The sequence below is a fragment of the Mycobacteroides franklinii genome (assembly GCF_001853795.1).
Taxonomy (GTDB): Bacteria; Actinomycetota; Actinomycetes; order Mycobacteriales; family Mycobacteriaceae; genus Mycobacterium; species Mycobacterium franklinii.
On sequence record NZ_MLIK01000004.1, the window covers coordinates 247,353 to 266,549 of the forward strand.

Consider the following 19,197-nt stretch of genomic DNA (forward strand, 5'->3'; position numbering starts at 1 on the left):
GGATCAGTCCTTCACTTTCGGGAGGACCTGACGCTGCAGCTTCTGGGTCAGGCTGATGCCCTGCGCGGTCATGTTCACGTCAATCGACGTGGTCAAGGGGAAGCTGCCGACCGTGCCGTCCCGGGGAACCTCGTTGACCTGATGAATCTGTCCGCTGCTCGCACCGGTGACGGTGAGATCCACGACGGTGCGGATCAATTCGACGGGCCTGTCGCGCCAGGTCACCTTGCGGCTGCCGTCGGCCCTCACGTGCCCGTGCGCCTTCGATCCCCCACCGCATGTCCCGGTGAGCTCACGCTCACCGTCGATGTCCGCCAAGGCGATTCCGCCGTCAACAGCGCATTGCAATGTCACCCGCGAATCCAGCGGGTTGACAATGGTGATGGCATCCAGGGTGCTGGGCTTGCCCTCACCACCCGACACGATTCCGGTCTCATACGGGAACCGGTCTCCTTGGTAGTACTGCTCGATCTTCAGCTCGCCACGCCGTGGGCCCGGCCCGATGGTCATGACACCCGCACCGGGCAGCGCGGTGGTCTCGCCGAGGTACGTCACCGAACCGGAGACTTCCAGTGCGTAATCACCGAACGGCGACTTACCCTGCGGTTGTGCTGCCGGATCCGACTGCGCGACGGGGTACTTCAACAACTGAAAGGCGTGGCCGACGGGCTTGCCGGCCTCCTCGTTCACCGGCGCGCACCCGGCGGCCGCCGTCACCGCGAGCAGCGCGGCCGCGCTTGTGGTGAGGCGCCTCATCGCGGAACTCCGGCGGCGGACAGGGTGCGGCTCAGTCGCCGATGCCGATGCGTGAAGAAAGCGGCGAGGATCCTGCTCAGCAGCCGGCCCCATCCGGGGATGAGACCCATCGGCGCCTGCGGAGCCAGGGTGACTTCGTCGGTGACCCTGGTCTTCTCGCCCGTCTCAGACGCCAACGGTTCCAAAGTACGGTGATGCACCCACACCCGCATTCCGGTCATCAGCGACTCCTCCCGGAACATCCGGCCGGGCTCGACCCGCGCCACGGTGATGTCGTCGAACCCGAACGGAAGCACGCCGAACAGCAGCAGGAAGCTCTTGCCAATGCGGGTACCCGGCGTGACATCGGCGATGGACTTGCCCCGGAACTGCTTGGGCATGGTCATCTTCATGTACGGGCCCATCTCATCGTTGATGCCCTCTTGACTGGTCACCCGTTCCCACACTTTGTCTACGGGACAGTCGATCTCGCTGACCTTCCGGAAAACATGCTCTTCGGTGTGAATCGATCTCATCGGACTCTTTCTTTCTCGGGGGACGAGGAGTTGGCGCTGGCGGCCAGCAGCGAGCCGTTGTGCACGGCGTCCGCGGCGTCGGGAACGAAGGACCCGCTGATGTCGACGACGGCCGGCACGCTGTCGGCACCGACGTAGTTGGGCAGGATGTCGCCGATCTGGTGGAGCCGGTCCGGTAGCAGATGCTGGTACCAATCGAACAGCGGCACCACCAGCGCCACCGTCACGAACTGGACACCCTCGGCGGCCAACCCGCCGAAGAACTCTCGCCAGATCTGCTCGACCATCCCGGCGCGACGGTGCTTCTTGCGCACGCCCTGGGTGGCCAGCTCCGCGATGCGTTCCGGGGCAACTCCGTCGAAGAACGAATCCCAGTGGGGGTACAGGTAATTGCGGGCATCCTTGGTGCCGTCCCGGTAGCTTCGGGCGTCACGCAGGGTGCTGAAGCTGCCGAGCCCCAGCTCGGGGTCGTGACGCAGTGATCGCAGTACCCCGACGGGATGCTCCGGTGACTCCGCGGAGAAGCCGACGTAAATCTCCGAGGACCGCTCCCAGGGCCGGTAGTGCACCATCTCCCCAGCCGCGATGTCGACAGGGTCGGCAAAGTCGTTCTCCAGGCCGAAGATCGAGAACTCGACATTCTTGGCCCAGCCGAAGCGGGCATCGGAGGCCGCGACGCGCTCGACACGTACCAACTGATTGCTCATACGGCGCTGACCTCCGGGGTGCGCGCACGCCAGATTCGGTTGCCGTGCGCCGCGATCTCGGAGACCATGGCGCCCGCCACGGAAGCCGTGACCAAGGGATTGACGAAGGTGAGTTTGATCGCTTGTCCGCCGGCCGCGCTGGATCTGCCGACGATCGCCCTGCCGGTGTGGGCTAGTTCCGCCCGGATCGCTTCGTTGACATCATCGCGAGCCTCCGATGTCAGTTCCGGCTGTCGCCAGCGCAACACCACGGTGTTGGTGCACACCGGCACCGCCAACTCCACGTCCGGATGCTCGGCCGCCACCTGCGCCGCAGCCCACGCCGCCGCACAGGTGGCATCGATCATCGCGGCGATATGCCGCCGGCCCACGGCCCGCAGGGTGACCAGCACCTTGAGTGCGTCGAAACGGCGGGTGGTCTGCAGCGACTTGCCTACCAGGTTGAGCACATCGTGCTCGGCATCGCTGGCCGGGTTGAGGTAGTCCGCATGCGCGGCAAGCACGTCGAAGCTCGCCCGGTTGCCCACCAGCAGAGCACTGCAACTGATGGCCTGGAACAACAGCTTGTGGAAATCGATGGCGACCGAATCGGCCTGCTCGATACCGCGCAGCAGGTGCCGATACCGTTCACTGAAGATCAGGCATCCGCCCGCACAGGCATCCACATGGACCCAGATCCCGTGTGCCCGGGCGATCTCCGTGGCAGCCTGCAGTGGGTCGATCGCCCCGAAATCCGTTGTCCCGGCGGTGAGCACGAGGGCAAACACCGGCGTTCCGGCACGCTCGGCGTCCTGAAGGATCTCCGGCAGCGTCTCGGCACGCAGTCGCCCGGCGTCATCGGTGGGTACCTCGATGATGGCGGCCGTACCGAGCCCGAGCAGGCGCAGTGCCTGCTGCACCGAGAAATGCGTCTGCCGCGTGCACAGCACCCGCCATGAAGCGGCCTCCGGCGGCAGTCCGCGTGCCGCGATATCCCAACCGGATGCGTGTGCGAACAGATCGCGGGCCAGCAGCAGAGCCTGCAGGTTGGACTGGGTGCCTCCGCTGGTGAACGTGCCGTCCGATTCTGGGCCGTACCCCATTCTGGCGCACAAGTATTCGATGACCTGCTGCTCGATGGCGGTGGCGGCCGGCGCCTGGTCGAAAGAGTCCATCGATTGGTTGAACGCGCTGATGAGCACTTCGGCAGCCAACGACGGCAAGGCGGGTGGGCAATGCAGATGCGCCAGGTACGCCGGATGGGTGACCACCACCGACTTTTCAGCGAGCAGTCCCGCCGCTTCGTCCAGCGCCCGGCTCAGCCCCACACCGTCGGGGTCGTCGAGATCTAGCAGTCCGACATCATTTTTCAGCGCGACGTACCCATCCACCAGTCCCGGCGCGACGGCACCACCCAGTGCGGCGCTCGCCCGGTCGGCTGCCAGCGCGATGGCTTCGCGATACGTCTTTTCACTATCCCCCGTGAGAAATTCGCTCACGAAGGGACTCTGGTCGGCCATCACCGCGCACGCTCCACCGCGGCCAATGCGGCGTCGAACGCGTTCAGCGCCGCGGCGATATCGGGCTCTTCGATGGTCAGCGGCGGCAGGAAACGCACCACGTTGCCGTACTGCCCGCCGGTCTCGACGATCAGACCGTGTTGCAGGCAGGCCTGTTGAATACGCGCGGCGAGTTCGGGTGCCGGCGCGCCGGCGTCATCTGGCCACGGTAGGTCGGGGTCCACAATCTCCACACCCAGCATGAGCCCGACTCCGCGCACATCACCCACCAGTGTTGAACCGGAGGCGATCGCGTTCAGGCCATCCAGGAAAACCTTGCCGCGGGCGGTCACGTGCCCGCGCAGGCCGTTCTCCCGCGCGAAGCGCATCACCGCACTGGCCGCGGCGAAGGCCATGGCGTTCCCGCGGAAGGTGCCCGTGAACGCACCGGGTTCCCACACGTCGAATTCCTTGCGCACGACCAGGACCGCGATGGGGATACCTGAGCCGAGGCCCTTGGAGATGATCACCATGTCCGGTTCGATACCGCTGTGCTGAAACGCCCAGGCCGGGCCGGTGCGGAACACACCCGCCTGCACCTCGTCGGCAATCAGCGGTACGCCCAACGTCGATGCGGTGCGGCGCAGCGCCTGTCCCCACCGCGCCGGAGCCGCAATCACGCCACCCTCACCCAGAACGAATTCGGCGATCAGCGACGCCGGTGCCGTCACACCGCTGTGCGGGCGCGCGACGGCGTCGGCCGCCGCAATCGCCAGCTCGACGCCCTGCTCGCCACCCACTCCGAAGGGGCTGCGGTAGTCCTGCGGGTACGGCAGAAAACTCGCCTGCGGAGATAGCACCACCGGCTGCTTGCGCAGGCCACCGCCTGAGCTCGCGGCACGTGCTGCCCGGGTGCATCCGTGGAAGCCGCCTTGCACACCAATGTGTTCGCGCCCGCCGGTGGCGATCTCGGCGAGCATCAACGCGGCCTCCACCGCGCTTGCCCCACTGGGCGAGCACAGATGAATGCTGGCATCCGCGGCAAGCCGGACCGGCAGGATGGAGAGCAATTCCTCGACAAAGCGGTCCCGGGCCGGGGTGTGGAAGTCCAGTGATAGCAGCGGCTCCCCGGAGGAAACCGTCTTCATCACCGCCTCGTTGACAACCGGGTGGTTCCAGCCCAACGACATGGCCCCTGCCGCGGCCAGGCAGTCAACATACCAGCGGCCATCATCGGCACGTACCCGCGCACCGCGCGCCTCGACGGGCCGTATCGGCAACCGCCGGGAGTAGGTCGTGGCCCCGGATTCTCGTGCAGTGGACATGAATTGACTTGTGGTCATACCGCCTCCTTACGCGGGTGGGCGAGCAGCCGCCGCAGCGATGAGGCGAGTGAACGGTCTTCGGTGGACCAGTACCCGGCATCGGGCGGGATCGCCGCCATCAGCCGGCGGCGTGCCTCACCGAGCTGGTGGTAAGGCAGCTGCGGGAAGAAGTGGTGCACCGCGTGGAAACGCAAACCGACCGGCGCCCACAACGGGCCCAGCACGGGCACCGACGGGTGGTCGATGGAATCGAGAACCTGCTCCGGGAAGGTCATGCGCTCGCTGCGGCCCTCGTACCGGTGTGCCACCAGCACGCGCAGCCAGTTCACGAACAGCGCCAGCGCCATCACCAGGTAGGCCTCCACGAGCCTGTTCGGTGAGTAGACGCCCAGGAGCAGCAGCACCAGGAGCGCCGATGTGTATGCGAAACAAGCGATTTCCTGCACCAACCAGGAGCGGGGCGTCCCGGCCGGCGGCAACGGACGCTCGAAATCGGCGTCGATCATGAGTGAGGACGCCCGGGTGAGCACGAGGGGCCGGATGGCGGGAACCAGCCAGCTCAGTGGCGCCAGGACCAGGAACCGGAAGACGAAGGCCAACGGCCCACCCAGTGCCGTGAACGGTAACAGGACGATCCGCCAGCGCGGCTCGCTGGCATAGGTCACGTACTCCCCGTCTTCGGCCGTCCCGTAGGTGCGCGACGCGTGGTGTTCGTGATGGAACTCGAAGGTGAATTTCGGTGTCAGCAAAGGAATTCCACATACCGCGTGCCACACCACCGAGAACCAGTGCAGATCGTGTTCGGCGTGCACGAGTTCGTGGACAAACAAGACGGCGCGATAGAACGCGAACGCGGCCACCACAATGCACGCCACCGCCGGCAGCGAAAGCAGGTTCTCGGCAGGGCACAGCAGGAACGCGGTGTATCCGATTGCCACACAAGCGGTCAAATCCAGCCAGTAGATCCACTGGCGACGCGCGGTGAGGTCGGCCACCAGCGCACGCGCATCAGCCATCGAGATGCCCAGGGCTTCCTTGGAGCCGCCCTGCACCTGCCGTGGCTCGACCGTCAACCTTTCCTGATGCTCTTCGCGCATGCTGGGGGTACCTCCCGCTTGTGGGGGACTCATCGCACAAACTCCGCTATCAATTCGTCGTTGGAGACCTTGGGAATTCCCAGTTCTCGCACCGCCCTGTCGGGCGCGTAGTACAACTCACGGGCCATCAGTTCGACGTTCTCGGTAACCAGCACGTCGTCGGGGTCGAAGCGCCCGGACACGTCGCGCAGCAACCTGTTTCCCCGTCCCGCCGCCCGGAACAGCCCCATGGGCGCGGACCGCACCGGGTGCTCGCGTCCCACCGCGGCCACCAGCAGCTCCCCGATCTGCCGGTAGGACAGGTTGGCGGTACTCAGGATGTACCGGCGTCCTTTGTCTCCCTTGGCCATTGCAGCAGTGATGCCCACAACGAAATCCCGTGCCGAACATACCGCGGTTCCGCCGGGAGGCACCACCCGCAGCAGGCCCCTGCGCGCGGCGACCAGCAGCCCCTGCCAGGACCGAGCGGGCCCCGCCCCCGGCGCGAACACCGCGGCAGGATTCACGACAACAACGTCCAGACCGCGTTCGGCGAAGTCCAGCACCAGCCGCTCCCCCGCACGCTTGGTCGCCGAATACACGTTGTCGAGCACAGAGTTCCGCGGGTCGAAGTCTTCGTCCGCCACCACACCGTTGGGTGGGTATCCGATGGCCGCAGTGGATGACACGTGCACCACTCGCTGCACACCATGCTGCAGCGCCGAGCGCGCCACGTGATATGTGCCCAGCACATTGGTCTGCCAAATCCTGTGCCCAAGGCGCGAATTCGGCGACGCGATACCGGCTAGGTGATACACGTGGGAAACACCCCGCATCGCGTCGTCGACGCTGGGCGCGTCGGTGATATCCGCGCGGGCCGTCTCTACATGTGGACCCAGCTCCTCGGGAAGCGCGACCGCGTCGTATGGGTTCATCAGGACGGTGACCCGCTCGCCTGCGTGCACCAGGGACGTGACGAGGGTGGATCCCAGGTACCCGGTGGCCCCGGTGACCAGTGTCCGGCCGCCCATCACAGTGCCTTCTGATAGACCCGGTGGATCTTCTCGGGCTCCGTCTTCATCTGCGAGGTCAGCGAATTCGACCACACGTTGTCCTCGTGCACCCAAGTGGTCGCGACCGAGGAGTACCCGCTGCCGGTGATCGTCCGCACGATCTCCCCCGCCAGCACCCTGCCGATCCCGGCGCCGAACTGGGTCTGCACCGCACCGATGAGCACCACGACGGCGGTGTCGATTCCGCGGATGCGGCCGTCGCACCGGGCCGCCAGCCGGGCCAGCAGTGTCGGGGTAAGCCGACCGGAGCGCCCCACGATCTCGTTCACATCGGGCAGCATCAGCAAGAATCCGACTGGTACGCCTTCGGATTCGACGATCCGAACGATGTTCGGATCGATCAGCGGACGCATCTCCGCGGCCATCCCCGAGAACACCTCGCGGCTCAGCGGAACATTCTCGGGGTGATGGGCGAAGGAGTCGTTATAGAGACCGCGCAGCATTTCCAGCTCGTCGGTGTAGTGCCGCATCCGCACTGAGCGCACCGTCACGCCCTGATCGCGCATCACCGCATCGGCCCGTCTCAGCAGGCGCTGCCGGACATCCTGGCTGCCGTCGACATGCCAACGGTACGAAGCGGTATCGAATTTCTTGCGGTATCCGGATGCCTCCACCAATCCCGGGTAGTAGCGGGGGTTGTACGGCTGCATGAGCGCAGGCGGCCGGTCGTATCCAGAAACAAGCAGACCGACTTCCTCGCGGGAGGTGTAGCTGAACGGGCCGACCATCTTGGTGACCCCTCGACGCGCTGCCCATTGCTCGGCCTCCCCGAGCAGAGCGCGGGCAATCGCGTCGTCGTCCTCGCTTTCAAAGAACCCGAAGAATGCGCAGTCGCCGTAACGCTGCACGTATGCCGAGTCGATCGCGGCGGAGATACGTCCCACCGGGCGGCCGCCGCGATAGGCGACGAAGTTCTCGACCTGGACCTCTCCATGTAGGGGGTTGTGCTTGGAATTCATCTTGGCGTGCATGACGCGGCGCAGCGTGGGGCGCCAGCGGGGATCGTCGCCGTAGATACGCCATGGCATCGCGACGAATTGCTTGGCGTCGCTGTGGGACTGGACCCGCCGCACCGATACCGGCGGGCGCCCCTGCCGCTGCCCGGCCGGCTGCTCGATCAGTCCCCTATCCAGCACGGACAATTCCCAGGTCATGGGCGAGTTCCGGGTTGCCCTTGCTCTTCCACAGTGCGCCGTCCATGTAGAAGTGGTGCAGCACGAAGGTCAGCGGGATCGCGAAGATGACGGTGTCGAGCTGACCGGCGAGGACGCCCAGGCCGCCCAAGAAGGCGACGTACAACGGCAATGCCTTGCGCGTCGAGAGCCGTGCCAGCAGCAGCTTCTTCTCGCCCGGATCCTCGGTGCGTGCGAAGCGCGTGTTGTTCCGCGTCCAGTTGATCAAGTGGTACTGCAGGCTGTGCGTCGTCGTCGCGATCAGGATCAGTGCGAAGAGATCCGAAACCAGCAGGTAGGACAGGTTGTAGGACAGCGCCGCGATCACAAAGGTGGCCACCGACATCGCCGGCAGGGTCCGCTGCCCGGCCCGCTTGACCTGGAACTGCTCCCACACCGCAGCGCCCAAAAAGACTGCTGCACAGACGAATCCGATGATCACCAAGAAACCGGGAATCGGCGGCACCGGCACGCTCAGATTCGAGAACGGCAAGCGGTGACCGAACACCTCGTACTCGGAGAAGTTCAGGCCGTGGCTCGCCCGGTACAGCACCGGGGCCAGGCAGACGGCGTACAACGCGTATTTGATCCGGTTTCGCGGACCCTTGTAACCGTTCTTCGCTGCGTAGATGTTGATGATGCCGAAGTGCTGTTTGAGAACGTGGAAGACCTGCCAGTAGGCCCAGATGGCGAGCAGTGGCACCATCCAGCCGCCGAACCACAGTGTGCCGACGATGGCGCCGACCACGATGAAGCTGATCACGTAGTGCGCCCAGTACCGAGATCGTTCGCGCGGATCCATCCATACCCGGGCGGTCGTCGTCAACACATGCGGGAGGTCGGACAACAGCGAGAACACGACCGCACCCACGAGGAACACGCCCTTATGCCCGTCGGCCGCGAAGAGCACCGCGGACAACAGTGCGCCCAGCCCGAAGACAAACAGGATGTCGACGCGTCTGCTGACGAACCATCCCGGCCGACCTTGACCGTCGATGTTCTTCAGCTCATTGGTGTCGGTAGCAAAGGTGGCCATCACGATCATCCTCGGGTAGGCGTCAAAGTCTTAATTGGTAATGATTATCGTTTTCATAACGTAGAGATCGCGAGGTCTCGTGTCAACGCCGCGGCCTGTGAGCACGCTGTGACACTGCTCACCCGAAATACAGCAGTTAGGACGCATATTTTGATGGGAATCGACCCCGGACGACCGCGGCACACGGCCGGAGTGAACCGAATGCCCCGACGGCATGAAATACCGGTTTGCGCGGCACTTGCAGGCCCTTTCGTACCCGTATCCGCGCCTCGCGACGACGAATCTCGAGACGTCAGCAAATATCAAAGGCGTGCAGGGATCGGCCCGGCCCCCCTGGGTGTCAGTGCAGTGCCGGGACCGCCACGGCCGCACCCTTACCCCCAGATCGGCAATCGGCCACTACCCTCAATAGATGGGCCCGGTTTGCCGCCGGACTCGTACATTGGGTCTCCGGATAAGCCGGGGCGTGATTCAGGTTGAGGTAGACCGCCGTGGTGAACACCGTGCTCAGTTCCGCACATGACGAGCCACCGCATGCTCCGCTGACGCCACCGGGACCGCTGCCCCCGCGCGAGATCCTCGAACAGTCCGGTGAACTGCTCCGCGCGCTTGCCGCGCCGGTGCGCATTGCCATCGTGTTGCAGCTGCGCGAATCGCAACGCTGCGTCCATGAGCTGGTCGACGCGGTGGGTGTGGCCCAGCCGCTCATCAGCCAGCACCTGCGGGTGCTCAAGGCCGCCGGAGTGGTCTCCGGGGAACGTCAGGGACGCGAGGTGATGTACCGCCTCGTCGATGATCACCTGTCCCATATCGTCGTCGACGCGGTTGCCCACACCGAGGAACAGAGATGACTCCCACGCAGGCAGGGGGTCCCCCCAGCGTCCGCGAGGACAGGCCGGCACTGCGCGGGACGGTACGTTCCACCCGTCAGCGCGCGGCCATCACCGCCCTGCTGAAGCGCACCGATGAGTTCAAGTCCGCGCAGGAGCTGCACGACGAGCTGAAGCGCACCGGCGAGGGCATCGGCCTGACCACCGTCTACCGGACCCTGCAGTCGATGTCGACATCAGGCGAGGTTGACGTGCTGCGCAACGACACCGGGGAGTCGGTGTACCGCCGCTGTTCGGACGGCCATCACCACCACTTGGTCTGCCAAAGCTGCGGTTTCGCGGTCGAGGTGCAGGCCGGCGCGGTCGAGAAGTGGGCCACCGATATCGCCGAGGAGCACGGTTTCACCGAAGTGCACCACACGGTCGAGGTCTTCGGTTTCTGCAGCCGCTGCACTGCCGAGCGCCGCAACTCTTAGTTGCCCAGCGCCTTTCGCGCGTCGGATCCGGTGGCGAACACCATCATCAGCAACGTCATCAACGCGTCATCGTCGTCGATACCGGTGGCCGGAAAGTTGTAGCGCAGCAACACATCTGCCTTGCGTCCCTTGGCGATCAGCAGGATGTTCCCGAACAGGGACTTCTGGGCGAGCCCATCGACCAGATGCCGCGACTTGGCGTTGACGGCCACATCCCACGCCAGTACCTGCGACAGCGACACCACGTCCAGCCCGGTCACGATGGTGACCACGCGGATCGAGGTCAGCGTGCCCTCGTAGTCGGCCGTCAGCGCTCCGTCGGACTCCCTGGTGACCGGGAGCACCGGATGCAGCACGCGGTACACGCGATCGAGGATCTCGTCGGCACCGCTTTCGGGATCTGTCATCACGCCGACCCGAATCGCCGGTCACGCTGCGCGTACTCCAGGCAGGCCGCCCACAGGTCGCGGCGATCGAAGTCCGGGTACATCTTTTCCTGGAACACGAACTCGGCGTACGCCGACTGCCACATCATGAAGTTGCTCGACCGGAACTCACCCGAGGGCCGCAGGAACAGATCGACATCGGGCATATCGGGCTCATCGAGATACTTGGCGATGGTCTCCTCGGTGATGCGGTCCGGTTTGAGCTGACCGGATTCCACCAGACGGGCGATTCTCCTTGTCGCCTCGGCAATTTCGGCCCGACCGCCGTAGTTGATGCACGTCGTCAACGTCAGGGTGCTGTTGTTCTTGGTGAGCTCCTCGGTGATCTCGAGCTCCTTGTAGACGCTGCTCCACAACCGCGTCTTCTGCCCGGCCCAGCGGAACCGCACACCCATGTTGTTCAGATCGTGGCGGCGGCGCTTGACCACGTCGCGGTTGAAGCCCATCAGAAAGCGCACCTCATCCGCGGGGCGGCGCCAATTCTCCGTCGAGAACGCATAGGTGGTGAGCCACGGGATGCCCATCTCGATGGCACCACAGACCATGTCCATCATGGTGGCCTCGCCCATCTTGTGGCCCTCGGTGCGCGGCAACCCACGGGCCCGCGCCCAGCGCCCGTTCCCGTCCATCACCACCGCGACGTGCCGGGGAACCAGTTCCTTGGGAATGACCGGGGGTACCGCACCCGACGGATGCTTGGGCGCGGGATGCGGCCGGGTGCCACCGGGGCCAGAACCAGGCAACAGCTTGGGGAAAACCGCAGGAAAAACCGTCTTGTCCGGGAACGTCGGGTTATAGCCCTGAGGGACATCGGCCCAATCCGTGAAGTACTTATCCTGCTGCGGATCGGGCTGACTGCTCTTCACCATGGCTCATATTTAACCTGCTGCCACGTTCGACGAGCGGGAGTGTCCGCAGCTTGCGTTCCAGATGCCACTGCAAATGCGCAGCGATCAATCCACTGGCCTGCGTGCGCTGGGTCTGCGGCACGTCATCGGTGGCCGCCCAGTCGCCGTCATGAAGTGCCGCCATCAGCTCCAGCACACCCTGCGGCGGGGTCACCGCACCCGCCGGACGGCAGTGCACACACACGCTGCCGCCCGCCGCCACATGGAAGGCGCGGTGCGGGCCAGGAGTGGCACAACGCGCGCATTCGCTGATGGCGGGCGCCCACCCGGCAATGCTCATGGCGCGCAACAGATATGCATCGAGGACCAGCTCGCGGGAACGCTGTTGATCGGCGATGGCCCGCAGCGCGCCGACGGTCAGGCGATGCAGGGCGAGGGCCGGGGCGCGCTCCTCACCGGCAATCCGCTCCGCGGTCTCCAGAACGGCGCAGGCGGTGGTGTACCGGCCGTAGTCACTGACGATGTCCGCGGCGAAAGCGTCGATGGCCTGCACCTGGGTGACGATGTCCAGATTGCGCCCCGGATGCAGCTGCACGTCGATATGCGCGAATGGTTCCAGCCGTGAGCCGAACTTACTGCGGGTGCGGCGCACCCCCTTGGCGACCGCCCGCACCAGGCCATGTTGGCGGGTCAGCAGGGTCACGATGCGATCGGCCTCGCCGAGCTTGTGCTGTCGCAGCACGACAGCACGATCCCGATAAAGCCGCATTCGAGTAGTTTCCCATCTGGTACCGACGAATCCCCGCATTGACGCACGATTTCGACCGCTTACCCTTCTGGTCATGTCGGGCTTTCCCACGCTGACTTCCCAGGCCGCAGCGCTGGCAGAGGGTTCGGTCAGCTCCATTTCGTTGACCCTCACGGCGCTCAACGCGATCAAGTCAAGCCAACCGACCCTCAACGCGTTCCGGGTGGTGTGCACCAAGAGCGCTCTCGCCGACGCCACCGAGGCCGACAAGCGGTTAGCCAGGGGCGAACGGCTGCCGTTGCTCGGGGTGCCCATAGCCATCAAGGACGACACCGACTTGGCGGGCACCCCAACCGCATTCGGTACCGCCGGAGCCGTCGGCTCGGAGTCCGAGGATGCCGAGCTGGTGCGCCGATTACGGGCCGCGGGTGCGGTGATCGTTGGCAAGACCAACACCTGTGAGCTGGGCCAGTGGGGCTTCACCAGCGGTCCCGGCTTCGGACACACCCGCAATCCATGGAGCCGCGGCCACACTCCCGGCGGATCCTCGGGCGGCAGCGCCGCCGCCGTCGCGGCCGGGCTCGTCGCCGGTGCCATCGGCTCAGATGGCGCCGGAAGCGTCCGCATTCCGGCCGCCTGGACGCATCTGATCGGTATCAAGCCCCAACGCGGCCGGATCTCCACCTGGCCATTGGCCGAGGCGTTCAACGGGATAACCGTCCACGGACCCTTGGCCCGCACGGTTGCCGATGCCGCACTACTGCTGGATGCGGCATCGGGAAACGTCTCCGGCGACTTGCACAAGCCACCGCATGTGCGGATTCTCGATGCCGTCCACGAGGACCCGGGACAGCTCCGCGTCGCGCTATCGCTCAAGATTCCGTTCTCCGGCTTTTCGGCGCACATCCATCCCACGATCGAGGCGGCCACCCGCTACGTCGCCCATCAGCTGCGCTCCCTCGGGCACATGGTGTCCGAGGGCGACCCGGACTACGGCGTCGGACTCGGCCTGAACTTCCTGCCACGCGCGACCGCCGGGCTGCTGCCGTGGGGGGATCGGCTCGATGCCGGGGCGCATTGGGACCAGAGGACATTGACGAACATGCGCACCGGCCGCCGATTGGCAGGCTGGGCGCTGCGGCGGGCGCGGGCGGCCGAGCCGCGGCTGCAGGCACGGGTCGGCAAGATCTTCGGCAGCTTCAACGTGGTGTTGGCACCGACCACCGCCCAGCCGCCGACGGGTATCTACGATTTCGACGATATCGGCAGTCTCGCAACGGATCGCGGGCAAGTCGGTGCGTGTCCCATGACGTGGCCGTGGAATGTCCTTGGCTGGCCGTCGATCAACGTGCCCGCCGGGTTCACCCAAGACGGGCTGCCGATCGGCGTGCAGCTGATGGGCCCGGCGAACAGCGAACCGCTGCTGATTTCCCTTGCCGCACAGCTGGAGTCGGTCAACAACTGGGCAGCGGAGACCCCCGACCCCTGGTGGTGAGGGACGCCTCCCCTTTTGCGCCGACACGCCGTGTTGTGGCGGTTTCGTATCGCACAAGTTCGCCACAAGCGGGCGTGTCGAGATCAGGCGGCCTGTGCTCTGGCCCGGTAAGCGGATCTGACCCTCGCGACGACGGCACCTGGGTCGTTGGCCAGCTGATCGCGGCTCACCCTGATGAGCTTCCATCCCATGGCCGCAATGAACTCCTGCCGTTCGATATCGCGACGGTGTTGCGCGGAATCTCCCCAGTGTTGCGCTCCGTCGAACTCGGCTGCCAAACGTTCGGCTCGCCAACCCATATCGAGGCGAACCAGCCGTCCGCCGGTACCCCGGAGCTCTATCTGAGTCTCCGGGCGCGGTAGCCCAGCGCCCACAAGGCACAGACGTAACCGGGTCTCCTGCACCGATTCGGCCCCCGGGTCTGCCAGGAACAACACGTTCTGAAGACGTCGGAGTCCGCGTGCGCCGCCATGACGGGCGATCAGGGCATCCACCTCGGTGGCGTCGCAATCGCGAAGGAGTACATCCGTCAGTTCAACGGCCCGGTTCGTCTGCACTCGTCGACCTATGTCGAAGATGGTCCGGGCCGGCGTCGTCACTGCGACGTCACCGACGATCGTGCACTCGTCGGGAAAGAGACGATCCCCCCGGATCACGATCCCCTTCGGCGCGTTGCGCCGCTGCCGGTTCAGCTCCACCACGCGTTCGGCGGAGATGTAGGGGTTGCCGAGCAAGGCCGCCGCTGAAACTCCGCAGACCACTGCTTCTCTGCCCGCCCACAGATATGCCGCCTTGGCCCTCAGAGCCGCGGTGAGGTCGGCCCCGACCGGGAGATAGACGTCACGGAACACCGCGTCGTAATGCTGACGAAGCTCATGCCGTGTGAGCACCCCCGCAGCGATGGCCTCGCTGCCCACAATGAGTTTGTCCATGGGCGGACCCTGCCACGGGCCACCGACAGAAAAACGCAGTCGCCGACACGCCTGTTAGTGGCGAACTTGTGCGATACGAAACCGCCACCAGACGGCGTGTCGGCGCGAGGGATGGCCGCGCGAGGCGGGGCCCCGCCGCTTAGAAGCCCAGCTTGCCGAGTTGCTTGGGGTCACGCTGCCAGTTCTTGGCGACCTTGACGCGCAGATCCAGGAACACCTTTGTGCCGAGCAGCTTTTCGATCTGCACTCGGGCGTTGGTCCCGACCTCGCGCAGCCGCGATCCGCCCTTGCCGATGACGATGCCCTTTTGGCTGTCCCGCTCGACGTAGAGGATCGCGTGCACGTCGATGAGCTCGGAACCCTCGGGACGGCCCTCGCGCTCGTTCACCTCGTCGATCACCACGGCCAGCGAGTGCGGCAGCTCATCTCGCACACCCTCGAGTGCGGCCTCGCGAATCAGCTCGGCCATGAGCACCTCTTCGGGCTCGTCGGTCAGCTCACCGTCGGGATAGAACGCCGGCCCCGGCTGCAGCTTGGACGCCAAAACCTCTGTCAGCACCTCGACTTGGGCGCCCGAGATGGCAGACACCGGAACGATGTCGACATCCGGCCCGACGAGTTCGGACACCGACAGCAGCTGCTCGGCCACCCGCTCCTTGCTCACCTTGTCGATCTTGGTGACAATCGCGATCAGCGTGGTGCGCGGCGCGATGAGCTTGATCTGCTCATAGATCCACTTGTCGCCCGGCCCAATCCCCTCATCGGCCGGAATGCACAGCCCGATCACGTCCACCTCGGAATACGTATCGCGCACAAGGTCGTTGAGCCGCTGACCGAGCAGCGTGCGCGGCCGGTGCAGCCCCGGGGTGTCGACGAGCACGATCTGGAAATTCTCGCGGTGCACGATTCCGCGGATCGTGTGCCGGGTGGTCTGCGGCCGGTTCGAGGTGATCGCCACCTTCTGGCCGACCAGCGCATTGGTCAGCGTCGACTTGCCGGTGTTCGGCCGCCCGACGAAACAGACGAATCCCGAACGAAATTCGGGCGAGCTCACAATTGCCCCGCAGGTACGCCGGTGCGATCGGTCACGATGACGGTCGCCGACGGCGACAGTTCCCGCACAGCGGCGATACCCGGGTCTTCATGTGAACCGCCGACCAGTACGGCTGCCTCGATGGCCGACGCGCCACTGGACACCGCCGCCGCGACGGCCGCCTGCAGAGCGGTCAGTGACAGCACCGAAAGCGCTACCGGCGCACCGGCATAGGTGCGGCCATCGCCATCGCGCACCGCAGCACCCGACTTCGCCTCGGCACGCCCCATCGCTCCACGGGCCAGCACGACGAGCTTGTTATCTTCCGCGTCCAACTCAGTCATCTCTTTCCTCCGCTTTCTCGTCGTCTGTCGCGTCCGGGTCAGGCTGCACCAGAATCGTGCCGATGCGCACCCGGCCACGCGTGTTCGGACCACCCTCAGCCTGCAACAAAAGTCCATGCGAGGCGACCTTGACGCCCGGCAGCGGCACGCGGCCGAGGTCGAGCGCCAGCAGTCCGCCCACCGTCTCGACGTCGAGATCCTCGTCGAATTCGATGCCGTACAGCTCCCCCAGGGCCTCGATCGGCAACCTGGCAGAGACGCGGAACGTCTTGTCGCCCAATTCCTCCACCGGAGCGACCTCGTCCTGGTCGTATTCGTCGGCGATCTCTCCGACGATCTCCTCCAGCACATCCTCGATGGTCACCAAGCCGGCGATCGCGCCGTACTCGTCCACCAGCAGCGCCATATGCTTGCGATCCTGCTGCATCTCACGCAGCAACTCGTCCAGCGGCTTGGAGTCCGGGACGAACACCGCCGGCCTCATCACCTGCGCCACGGTGACATCACGTCCACCATTCACCGAGTAGTACGTCTGCTGCACAAGGTCTTTGAGGAAGACCACACCGACGACATCATCGACGTTCTCCCCCACCACCGGAATACGCGAGTGCCCGCTGCGCACCGCGAGCGAGGTGGCTTGACCGGCTGTTTTGTCGGATTCGATCCACACCATCTCGGTGCGCGGCACCATCACCTCACGGGCGGGGGTGTCACCCAGCTCGAATACCGACTGAATCATCCGGCGTTCGTTATCGGCCACCACACCACGCTGCTGCGCCATGTCGACGACCTCGCGCAGCTCGATTTCGGAGGCGAACGGACCGTTGCGGAAACCACGTCCGGGTGTGACCGCGTTTCCCAGCAGGATGAGCAGCCGCGAAATGGGGCCCAGTAGTACCGAAATCACCTGGAGCGGCACCGCGGCGCCCAGCGCGATGGAGTACGCGTGCTGGCGTCCCAAGGTCCGCGGGCCCACGCCAATCGCCACGAAGCTTGTCACCACCATGACGATCGCCGAGATCATCAGTGCGGCGCCCAGACTCATCCGCGCGGTCAGGTACCCGACCAGAAACACCGTCGACAAGATCTCGCAGGTGGTGCGCAGCAGGACGACCAGGTTCACATAGCGCGGGCGCTCCCGGATCACCACGGAAAGGCGTACCGCCCCTGGCCTTTCCTCGCGAACCAGTTCGTCGACACGCGCCGAGGACACCGTGTTGATGGCGGCATCGATCGCCGCGAAGGCACCGCCCAGACCGACCAGCGCAATCGCCGCCAGCAGCAGCCCTATGCCCGACATCACTCGTCGAAGTTGCGCGACTTGTCGAGCAGACGGCTATCGCGGTACAGCTGAGCCTGCTGCTCGTACCAGTCCTGCAGCAGCTGGTTCTGCAGAGCGAACATCTCGCGCTCTTCCTCGGGTTCGGCGTGGTCGTAGCCGAGTAGGTGCAGCACACCGTGCACGGTCAGCAGCGCCAACTCATGTGCCAGCGAATGACCCGCCGCCTCAGCCTGTTCGGCCGCGAACTGCGGGCACAGCACGATGTCCCCCAGCATCGACGGCCCCGGCTCGGGAGCGTCGGGACGCCCGCCGGGCTCCAGCTCGTCCATCGGGAACGACATGACATCGGTGGGGCCGGGCAGGTCCATCCACCGCATGTGCAGGTCGGCCATCGCCGCGAGGTCGACGAGCATCATCGAAAGTTCCGCCGCGGGATGGACATCCATTGCCGCGATGGCGAATCGCGCGACGCTGACCAACTCGCCCTCGGCGACGTCGACACCCGACTCGTTGACGACCTCAATGCTCATCTGTGCCGGCTCCGGTTCCCCGATGCGCGCCGCTGCGCGCGGTTACCTGTCAAGTCTGAATCCTCGAAACGCGCATAGGCATCCACGATCTCCGACACCAGCCGGTGGCGCACCACATCGGCACTCGTCAACTCCGAGAAGTGAATTCCCTCGATGTTATCGAGAATGTCGACCGCGGCCCGCAGCCCGGAACGGGCACCACCGGGCAGGTCGACCTGCGTGACGTCACCGGTCACCACGATCTTGGAACCGAATCCCAGCCGGGTGAGGAACATCTTCATCTGCTCGGCCGTGGTGTTCTGCGCCTCGTCGAGAATGATGAAGGCGTCGTTGAGGGTCCGGTCGCGCATATAGGCCAGTGGCGCAACCTCTATCACCCCGGCGGACATCAGCTTGGGAATCAGCTCGGGATCCATCATGTCGTGCAGCGCGTCGTACAGCGGCCGCAGGTACGGGTCGATCTTCTCGCTCAGCGTGCCGGGCAGGAAGCCCAGCCGCTCCCCGGCCTCGACCGCCGGGCGGGTCAGGATGATGCGGGTGACCTGCTTGCTCTGTAAGGCGTTCACCGCCTTGGCCATCGCCAGATACGTCTTGCCGGTGCCGGCCGGGCCGATACCGAAAACCACCGTGTTGGCGTCGATGGCATCCACATAGCGCTTCTGGTTCAGCGTCTTGGGGCGGATGGTCTTGCCGCGCCGCGACAGGATGTCCAGGCTCAGCACCTCTGCGGGTGACTCGTCGTCGTCACCGGTGAGCATTGTCGCCGTGTGCCGCACCGTCGAGGGCGTGAGCTGCTGGCCCCGACGCGCGATCACGATCAGCTCGGAGACCACTCGCTCGGCCAGCGCCACATCGGCGGGCTCCCCGGTGAAGGTGATGGTGTTGCCGCGGGCGTGGACATCCGCGGTCAGCAGGTCCTCGAGCTCGCGCAGGTTTTCATCAGCAGAACCCAGCAGGCCCATGATGAGATCGTTCGGAATCTCGACGCTGCTGCGTACATCCGAAGACGGCACAGCGGCACCTTGTTCTCGGCTCGTCACGTGGTTAAGGTCGCCTGCTTTCTTGGGTTGTGAAGTTGCTTCGAGTTTACCGCTG

General features: G+C 65.4%; 21 protein-coding genes. 3 read left to right on the forward strand and 18 right to left on the reverse strand.

From position 1 onward, the window contains the following. Positions 1-3: 3 nt before the first annotated feature. From BKG76_RS01705 to BKG76_RS01745, 9 genes are read right to left on the reverse strand one after another with little or no spacing between them, the layout of a single operon-like run. Positions 4-756, reverse strand: coding sequence for a hypothetical protein (locus BKG76_RS01705; RefSeq protein WP_070935404.1), 753 nt, complete (start codon positions 754-756; stop codon positions 4-6). Beyond that, a complete protein-coding gene (locus tag BKG76_RS01710) occupies positions 753-1,271 on the reverse strand; it encodes an SRPBCC family protein (protein WP_070935406.1) in 519 nt (172 codons plus the stop codon). The genes BKG76_RS01705 and BKG76_RS01710 overlap by 4 nt, the downstream gene beginning before the upstream one ends. Beyond that, on the reverse strand, positions 1,268-1,978 hold the full coding sequence (locus tag BKG76_RS01715; protein WP_070935408.1) for a hypothetical protein: 711 nt from the start codon (positions 1,976-1,978) through the stop codon (positions 1,268-1,270). Before BKG76_RS01715 ends, BKG76_RS01710 begins: the two co-directional genes overlap by 4 nt. Continuing rightward, on the reverse strand, positions 1,975-3,477 hold the full coding sequence (locus BKG76_RS01720) for a pyridoxal phosphate-dependent decarboxylase family protein (protein WP_070935410.1): 1,503 nt from the start codon (positions 3,475-3,477) through the stop codon (positions 1,975-1,977). Before BKG76_RS01720 ends, BKG76_RS01715 begins: the two co-directional genes overlap by 4 nt. Continuing rightward, positions 3,477-4,799, reverse strand: a complete 1,323-nt coding sequence (locus BKG76_RS01725) for an aminotransferase class III-fold pyridoxal phosphate-dependent enzyme (protein WP_070935412.1) — start codon at positions 4,797-4,799, stop codon at positions 3,477-3,479. Before BKG76_RS01725 ends, BKG76_RS01720 begins: the two co-directional genes overlap by 1 nt. Further along, the gene (locus BKG76_RS01730; RefSeq protein ID WP_070935415.1) at positions 4,796-5,878 is read right to left on the reverse strand and encodes a fatty acid desaturase family protein; all 1,083 of its coding nucleotides are present in this window, start codon (positions 5,876-5,878) and stop codon (positions 4,796-4,798) included. Before BKG76_RS01730 ends, BKG76_RS01725 begins: the two co-directional genes overlap by 4 nt. Positions 5,879-5,907: 29 nt before the next feature. Next, complete coding sequence (locus BKG76_RS01735; RefSeq protein ID WP_070935417.1) at positions 5,908-6,888, reverse strand: NAD-dependent epimerase/dehydratase family protein; 981 nt, start codon at positions 6,886-6,888, stop codon at positions 5,908-5,910. Continuing rightward, on the reverse strand, positions 6,888-8,084 hold the full coding sequence (locus BKG76_RS01740; protein WP_070935419.1) for an N-acetyltransferase: 1,197 nt from the start codon (positions 8,082-8,084) through the stop codon (positions 6,888-6,890). Before BKG76_RS01740 ends, BKG76_RS01735 begins: the two co-directional genes overlap by 1 nt. Beyond that, positions 8,056-9,138: a hypothetical protein gene (locus BKG76_RS01745; protein ID WP_083337933.1), complete on the reverse strand. Its 1,083-nt coding sequence runs from the start codon at positions 9,136-9,138 to the stop codon at positions 8,056-8,058. Before BKG76_RS01745 ends, BKG76_RS01740 begins: the two co-directional genes overlap by 29 nt. Positions 9,139-9,629: 491 nt before the next feature. Here BKG76_RS01745 and BKG76_RS01750 point away from each other — a divergent pair, with 491 nt between their 5' ends. Then, positions 9,630-9,989: an ArsR/SmtB family transcription factor gene (locus tag BKG76_RS01750; RefSeq protein ID WP_005060366.1), complete on the forward strand. Its 360-nt coding sequence runs from the start codon at positions 9,630-9,632 to the stop codon at positions 9,987-9,989. Then, positions 9,986-10,444: a Fur family transcriptional regulator gene (locus BKG76_RS01755; RefSeq protein WP_109420521.1), complete on the forward strand. Its 459-nt coding sequence runs from the start codon at positions 9,986-9,988 to the stop codon at positions 10,442-10,444. Before BKG76_RS01750 ends, BKG76_RS01755 begins: the two co-directional genes overlap by 4 nt. Here BKG76_RS01755 and BKG76_RS01760 read toward each other — a convergent pair. Genes BKG76_RS01760 through recO form a run of 3 tightly spaced genes read right to left on the reverse strand, consistent with a single transcriptional unit; the run spans position 10,441 to position 12,507 of the window. Further along, on the reverse strand, positions 10,441-10,851 hold the full coding sequence (locus tag BKG76_RS01760) for a hypothetical protein (protein WP_070935424.1): 411 nt from the start codon (positions 10,849-10,851) through the stop codon (positions 10,441-10,443). The two genes, BKG76_RS01755 and BKG76_RS01760, sit on opposite strands and share 4 nt — an antisense overlap. Continuing rightward, complete coding sequence (locus BKG76_RS01765) at positions 10,851-11,759, reverse strand: isoprenyl transferase (RefSeq protein ID WP_083337880.1); 909 nt, start codon at positions 11,757-11,759, stop codon at positions 10,851-10,853. The genes BKG76_RS01760 and BKG76_RS01765 overlap by 1 nt, the downstream gene beginning before the upstream one ends. Continuing rightward, complete coding sequence (recO, locus tag BKG76_RS01770; RefSeq protein WP_070935426.1) at positions 11,722-12,507, reverse strand: DNA repair protein RecO; 786 nt, start codon at positions 12,505-12,507, stop codon at positions 11,722-11,724. Before recO ends, BKG76_RS01765 begins: the two co-directional genes overlap by 38 nt. 73 nt (positions 12,508-12,580) lie before the next feature. Here recO and BKG76_RS01775 point away from each other — a divergent pair, with 73 nt between their 5' ends. Further along, positions 12,581-13,981: an amidase gene (locus BKG76_RS01775; protein WP_070935428.1), complete on the forward strand. Its 1,401-nt coding sequence runs from the start codon at positions 12,581-12,583 to the stop codon at positions 13,979-13,981. 83 nt (positions 13,982-14,064) lie between these two features. Here the strand turns inward: BKG76_RS01775 and BKG76_RS01780 are convergent, their stop codons facing one another. The 6 genes from BKG76_RS01780 to BKG76_RS01805 form a co-directional block, all read right to left on the reverse strand. After that, positions 14,065-14,913 (reverse strand): DUF559 domain-containing protein, encoded by an 849-nt coding sequence (locus BKG76_RS01780; RefSeq protein WP_070935430.1) that lies wholly within the window; start codon positions 14,911-14,913, stop codon positions 14,065-14,067. A 139-nt stretch (positions 14,914-15,052) separates the two neighbouring features. Continuing rightward, positions 15,053-15,967, reverse strand: coding sequence for a GTPase Era (gene era, locus BKG76_RS01785; protein ID WP_070935432.1), 915 nt, complete (start codon positions 15,965-15,967; stop codon positions 15,053-15,055). Beyond that, the gene (locus BKG76_RS01790; RefSeq protein WP_070935434.1) at positions 15,964-16,290 is read right to left on the reverse strand and encodes a cytidine deaminase; all 327 of its coding nucleotides are present in this window, start codon (positions 16,288-16,290) and stop codon (positions 15,964-15,966) included. The genes era and BKG76_RS01790 overlap by 4 nt, the downstream gene beginning before the upstream one ends. Beyond that, positions 16,283-17,590 carry a hemolysin family protein gene (locus BKG76_RS01795; RefSeq protein ID WP_070935436.1) on the reverse strand — a complete coding sequence of 436 codons (1,308 nt, stop codon included), beginning with the start codon at positions 17,588-17,590 and terminating at the stop codon, positions 16,283-16,285. Before BKG76_RS01795 ends, BKG76_RS01790 begins: the two co-directional genes overlap by 8 nt. Continuing rightward, a complete protein-coding gene (gene ybeY, locus BKG76_RS01800) occupies positions 17,590-18,102 on the reverse strand; it encodes an rRNA maturation RNase YbeY (RefSeq protein ID WP_070935438.1) in 513 nt (170 codons plus the stop codon). Before ybeY ends, BKG76_RS01795 begins: the two co-directional genes overlap by 1 nt. After that, positions 18,099-19,142, reverse strand: a complete 1,044-nt coding sequence (locus BKG76_RS01805) for a PhoH family protein (protein ID WP_070935440.1) — start codon at positions 19,140-19,142, stop codon at positions 18,099-18,101. The genes ybeY and BKG76_RS01805 overlap by 4 nt, the downstream gene beginning before the upstream one ends. Positions 19,143-19,197: the final 55 nt, after the last annotated feature.

Excerpts from the sequence above, each read along its gene's own strand:
- BKG76_RS01705 (WP_070935404.1), bottom strand. The coding sequence starts at position 756 with ATGAGGCGCCTCACCACAAGCGCGGCCGCGCTGCTCGCGGTGACGGCG.
- BKG76_RS01710 (WP_070935406.1), bottom strand. The coding sequence starts at position 1,271 with ATGAGATCGATTCACACCGAAGAGCATGTTTTCCGGAAGGTCAGCGAG.
- BKG76_RS01715 (WP_070935408.1), bottom strand. The coding sequence starts at position 1,978 with ATGAGCAATCAGTTGGTACGTGTCGAGCGCGTCGCGGCCTCCGATGCC.
- BKG76_RS01720 (WP_070935410.1), bottom strand. The coding sequence starts at position 3,477 with ATGGCCGACCAGAGTCCCTTCGTGAGCGAATTTCTCACGGGGGATAGT.
- BKG76_RS01725 (WP_070935412.1), bottom strand. The coding sequence starts at position 4,799 with ATGACCACAAGTCAATTCATGTCCACTGCACGAGAATCCGGGGCCACG.
- BKG76_RS01730 (WP_070935415.1), bottom strand. The coding sequence starts at position 5,878 with ATGCGCGAAGAGCATCAGGAAAGGTTGACGGTCGAGCCACGGCAGGTG.
- BKG76_RS01735 (WP_070935417.1), bottom strand. The coding sequence starts at position 6,888 with ATGGGCGGCCGGACACTGGTCACCGGGGCCACCGGGTACCTGGGATCC.
- BKG76_RS01740 (WP_070935419.1), bottom strand. The coding sequence starts at position 8,084 with ATGACCTGGGAATTGTCCGTGCTGGATAGGGGACTGATCGAGCAGCCG.
- BKG76_RS01745 (WP_083337933.1), bottom strand. The coding sequence starts at position 9,138 with ATGGCCACCTTTGCTACCGACACCAATGAGCTGAAGAACATCGACGGT.
- BKG76_RS01755 (WP_109420521.1), top strand. The coding sequence starts at position 9,986 with ATGACTCCCACGCAGGCAGGGGGTCCCCCCAGCGTCCGCGAGGACAGG.
- BKG76_RS01760 (WP_070935424.1), bottom strand. The coding sequence starts at position 10,851 with ATGACAGATCCCGAAAGCGGTGCCGACGAGATCCTCGATCGCGTGTAC.
- BKG76_RS01765 (WP_083337880.1), bottom strand. The coding sequence starts at position 11,759 with ATGGTGAAGAGCAGTCAGCCCGATCCGCAGCAGGATAAGTACTTCACG.
- recO (WP_070935426.1), bottom strand. The coding sequence starts at position 12,507 with ATGCGGCTTTATCGGGATCGTGCTGTCGTGCTGCGACAGCACAAGCTC.
- BKG76_RS01775 (WP_070935428.1), top strand. The coding sequence starts at position 12,581 with ATGTCGGGCTTTCCCACGCTGACTTCCCAGGCCGCAGCGCTGGCAGAG.
- BKG76_RS01780 (WP_070935430.1), bottom strand. The coding sequence starts at position 14,913 with ATGGACAAACTCATTGTGGGCAGCGAGGCCATCGCTGCGGGGGTGCTC.
- BKG76_RS01790 (WP_070935434.1), bottom strand. The coding sequence starts at position 16,290 with ATGACTGAGTTGGACGCGGAAGATAACAAGCTCGTCGTGCTGGCCCGT.
- BKG76_RS01795 (WP_070935436.1), bottom strand. The coding sequence starts at position 17,590 with ATGTCGGGCATAGGGCTGCTGCTGGCGGCGATTGCGCTGGTCGGTCTG.
- ybeY (WP_070935438.1), bottom strand. The coding sequence starts at position 18,102 with ATGAGCATTGAGGTCGTCAACGAGTCGGGTGTCGACGTCGCCGAGGGC.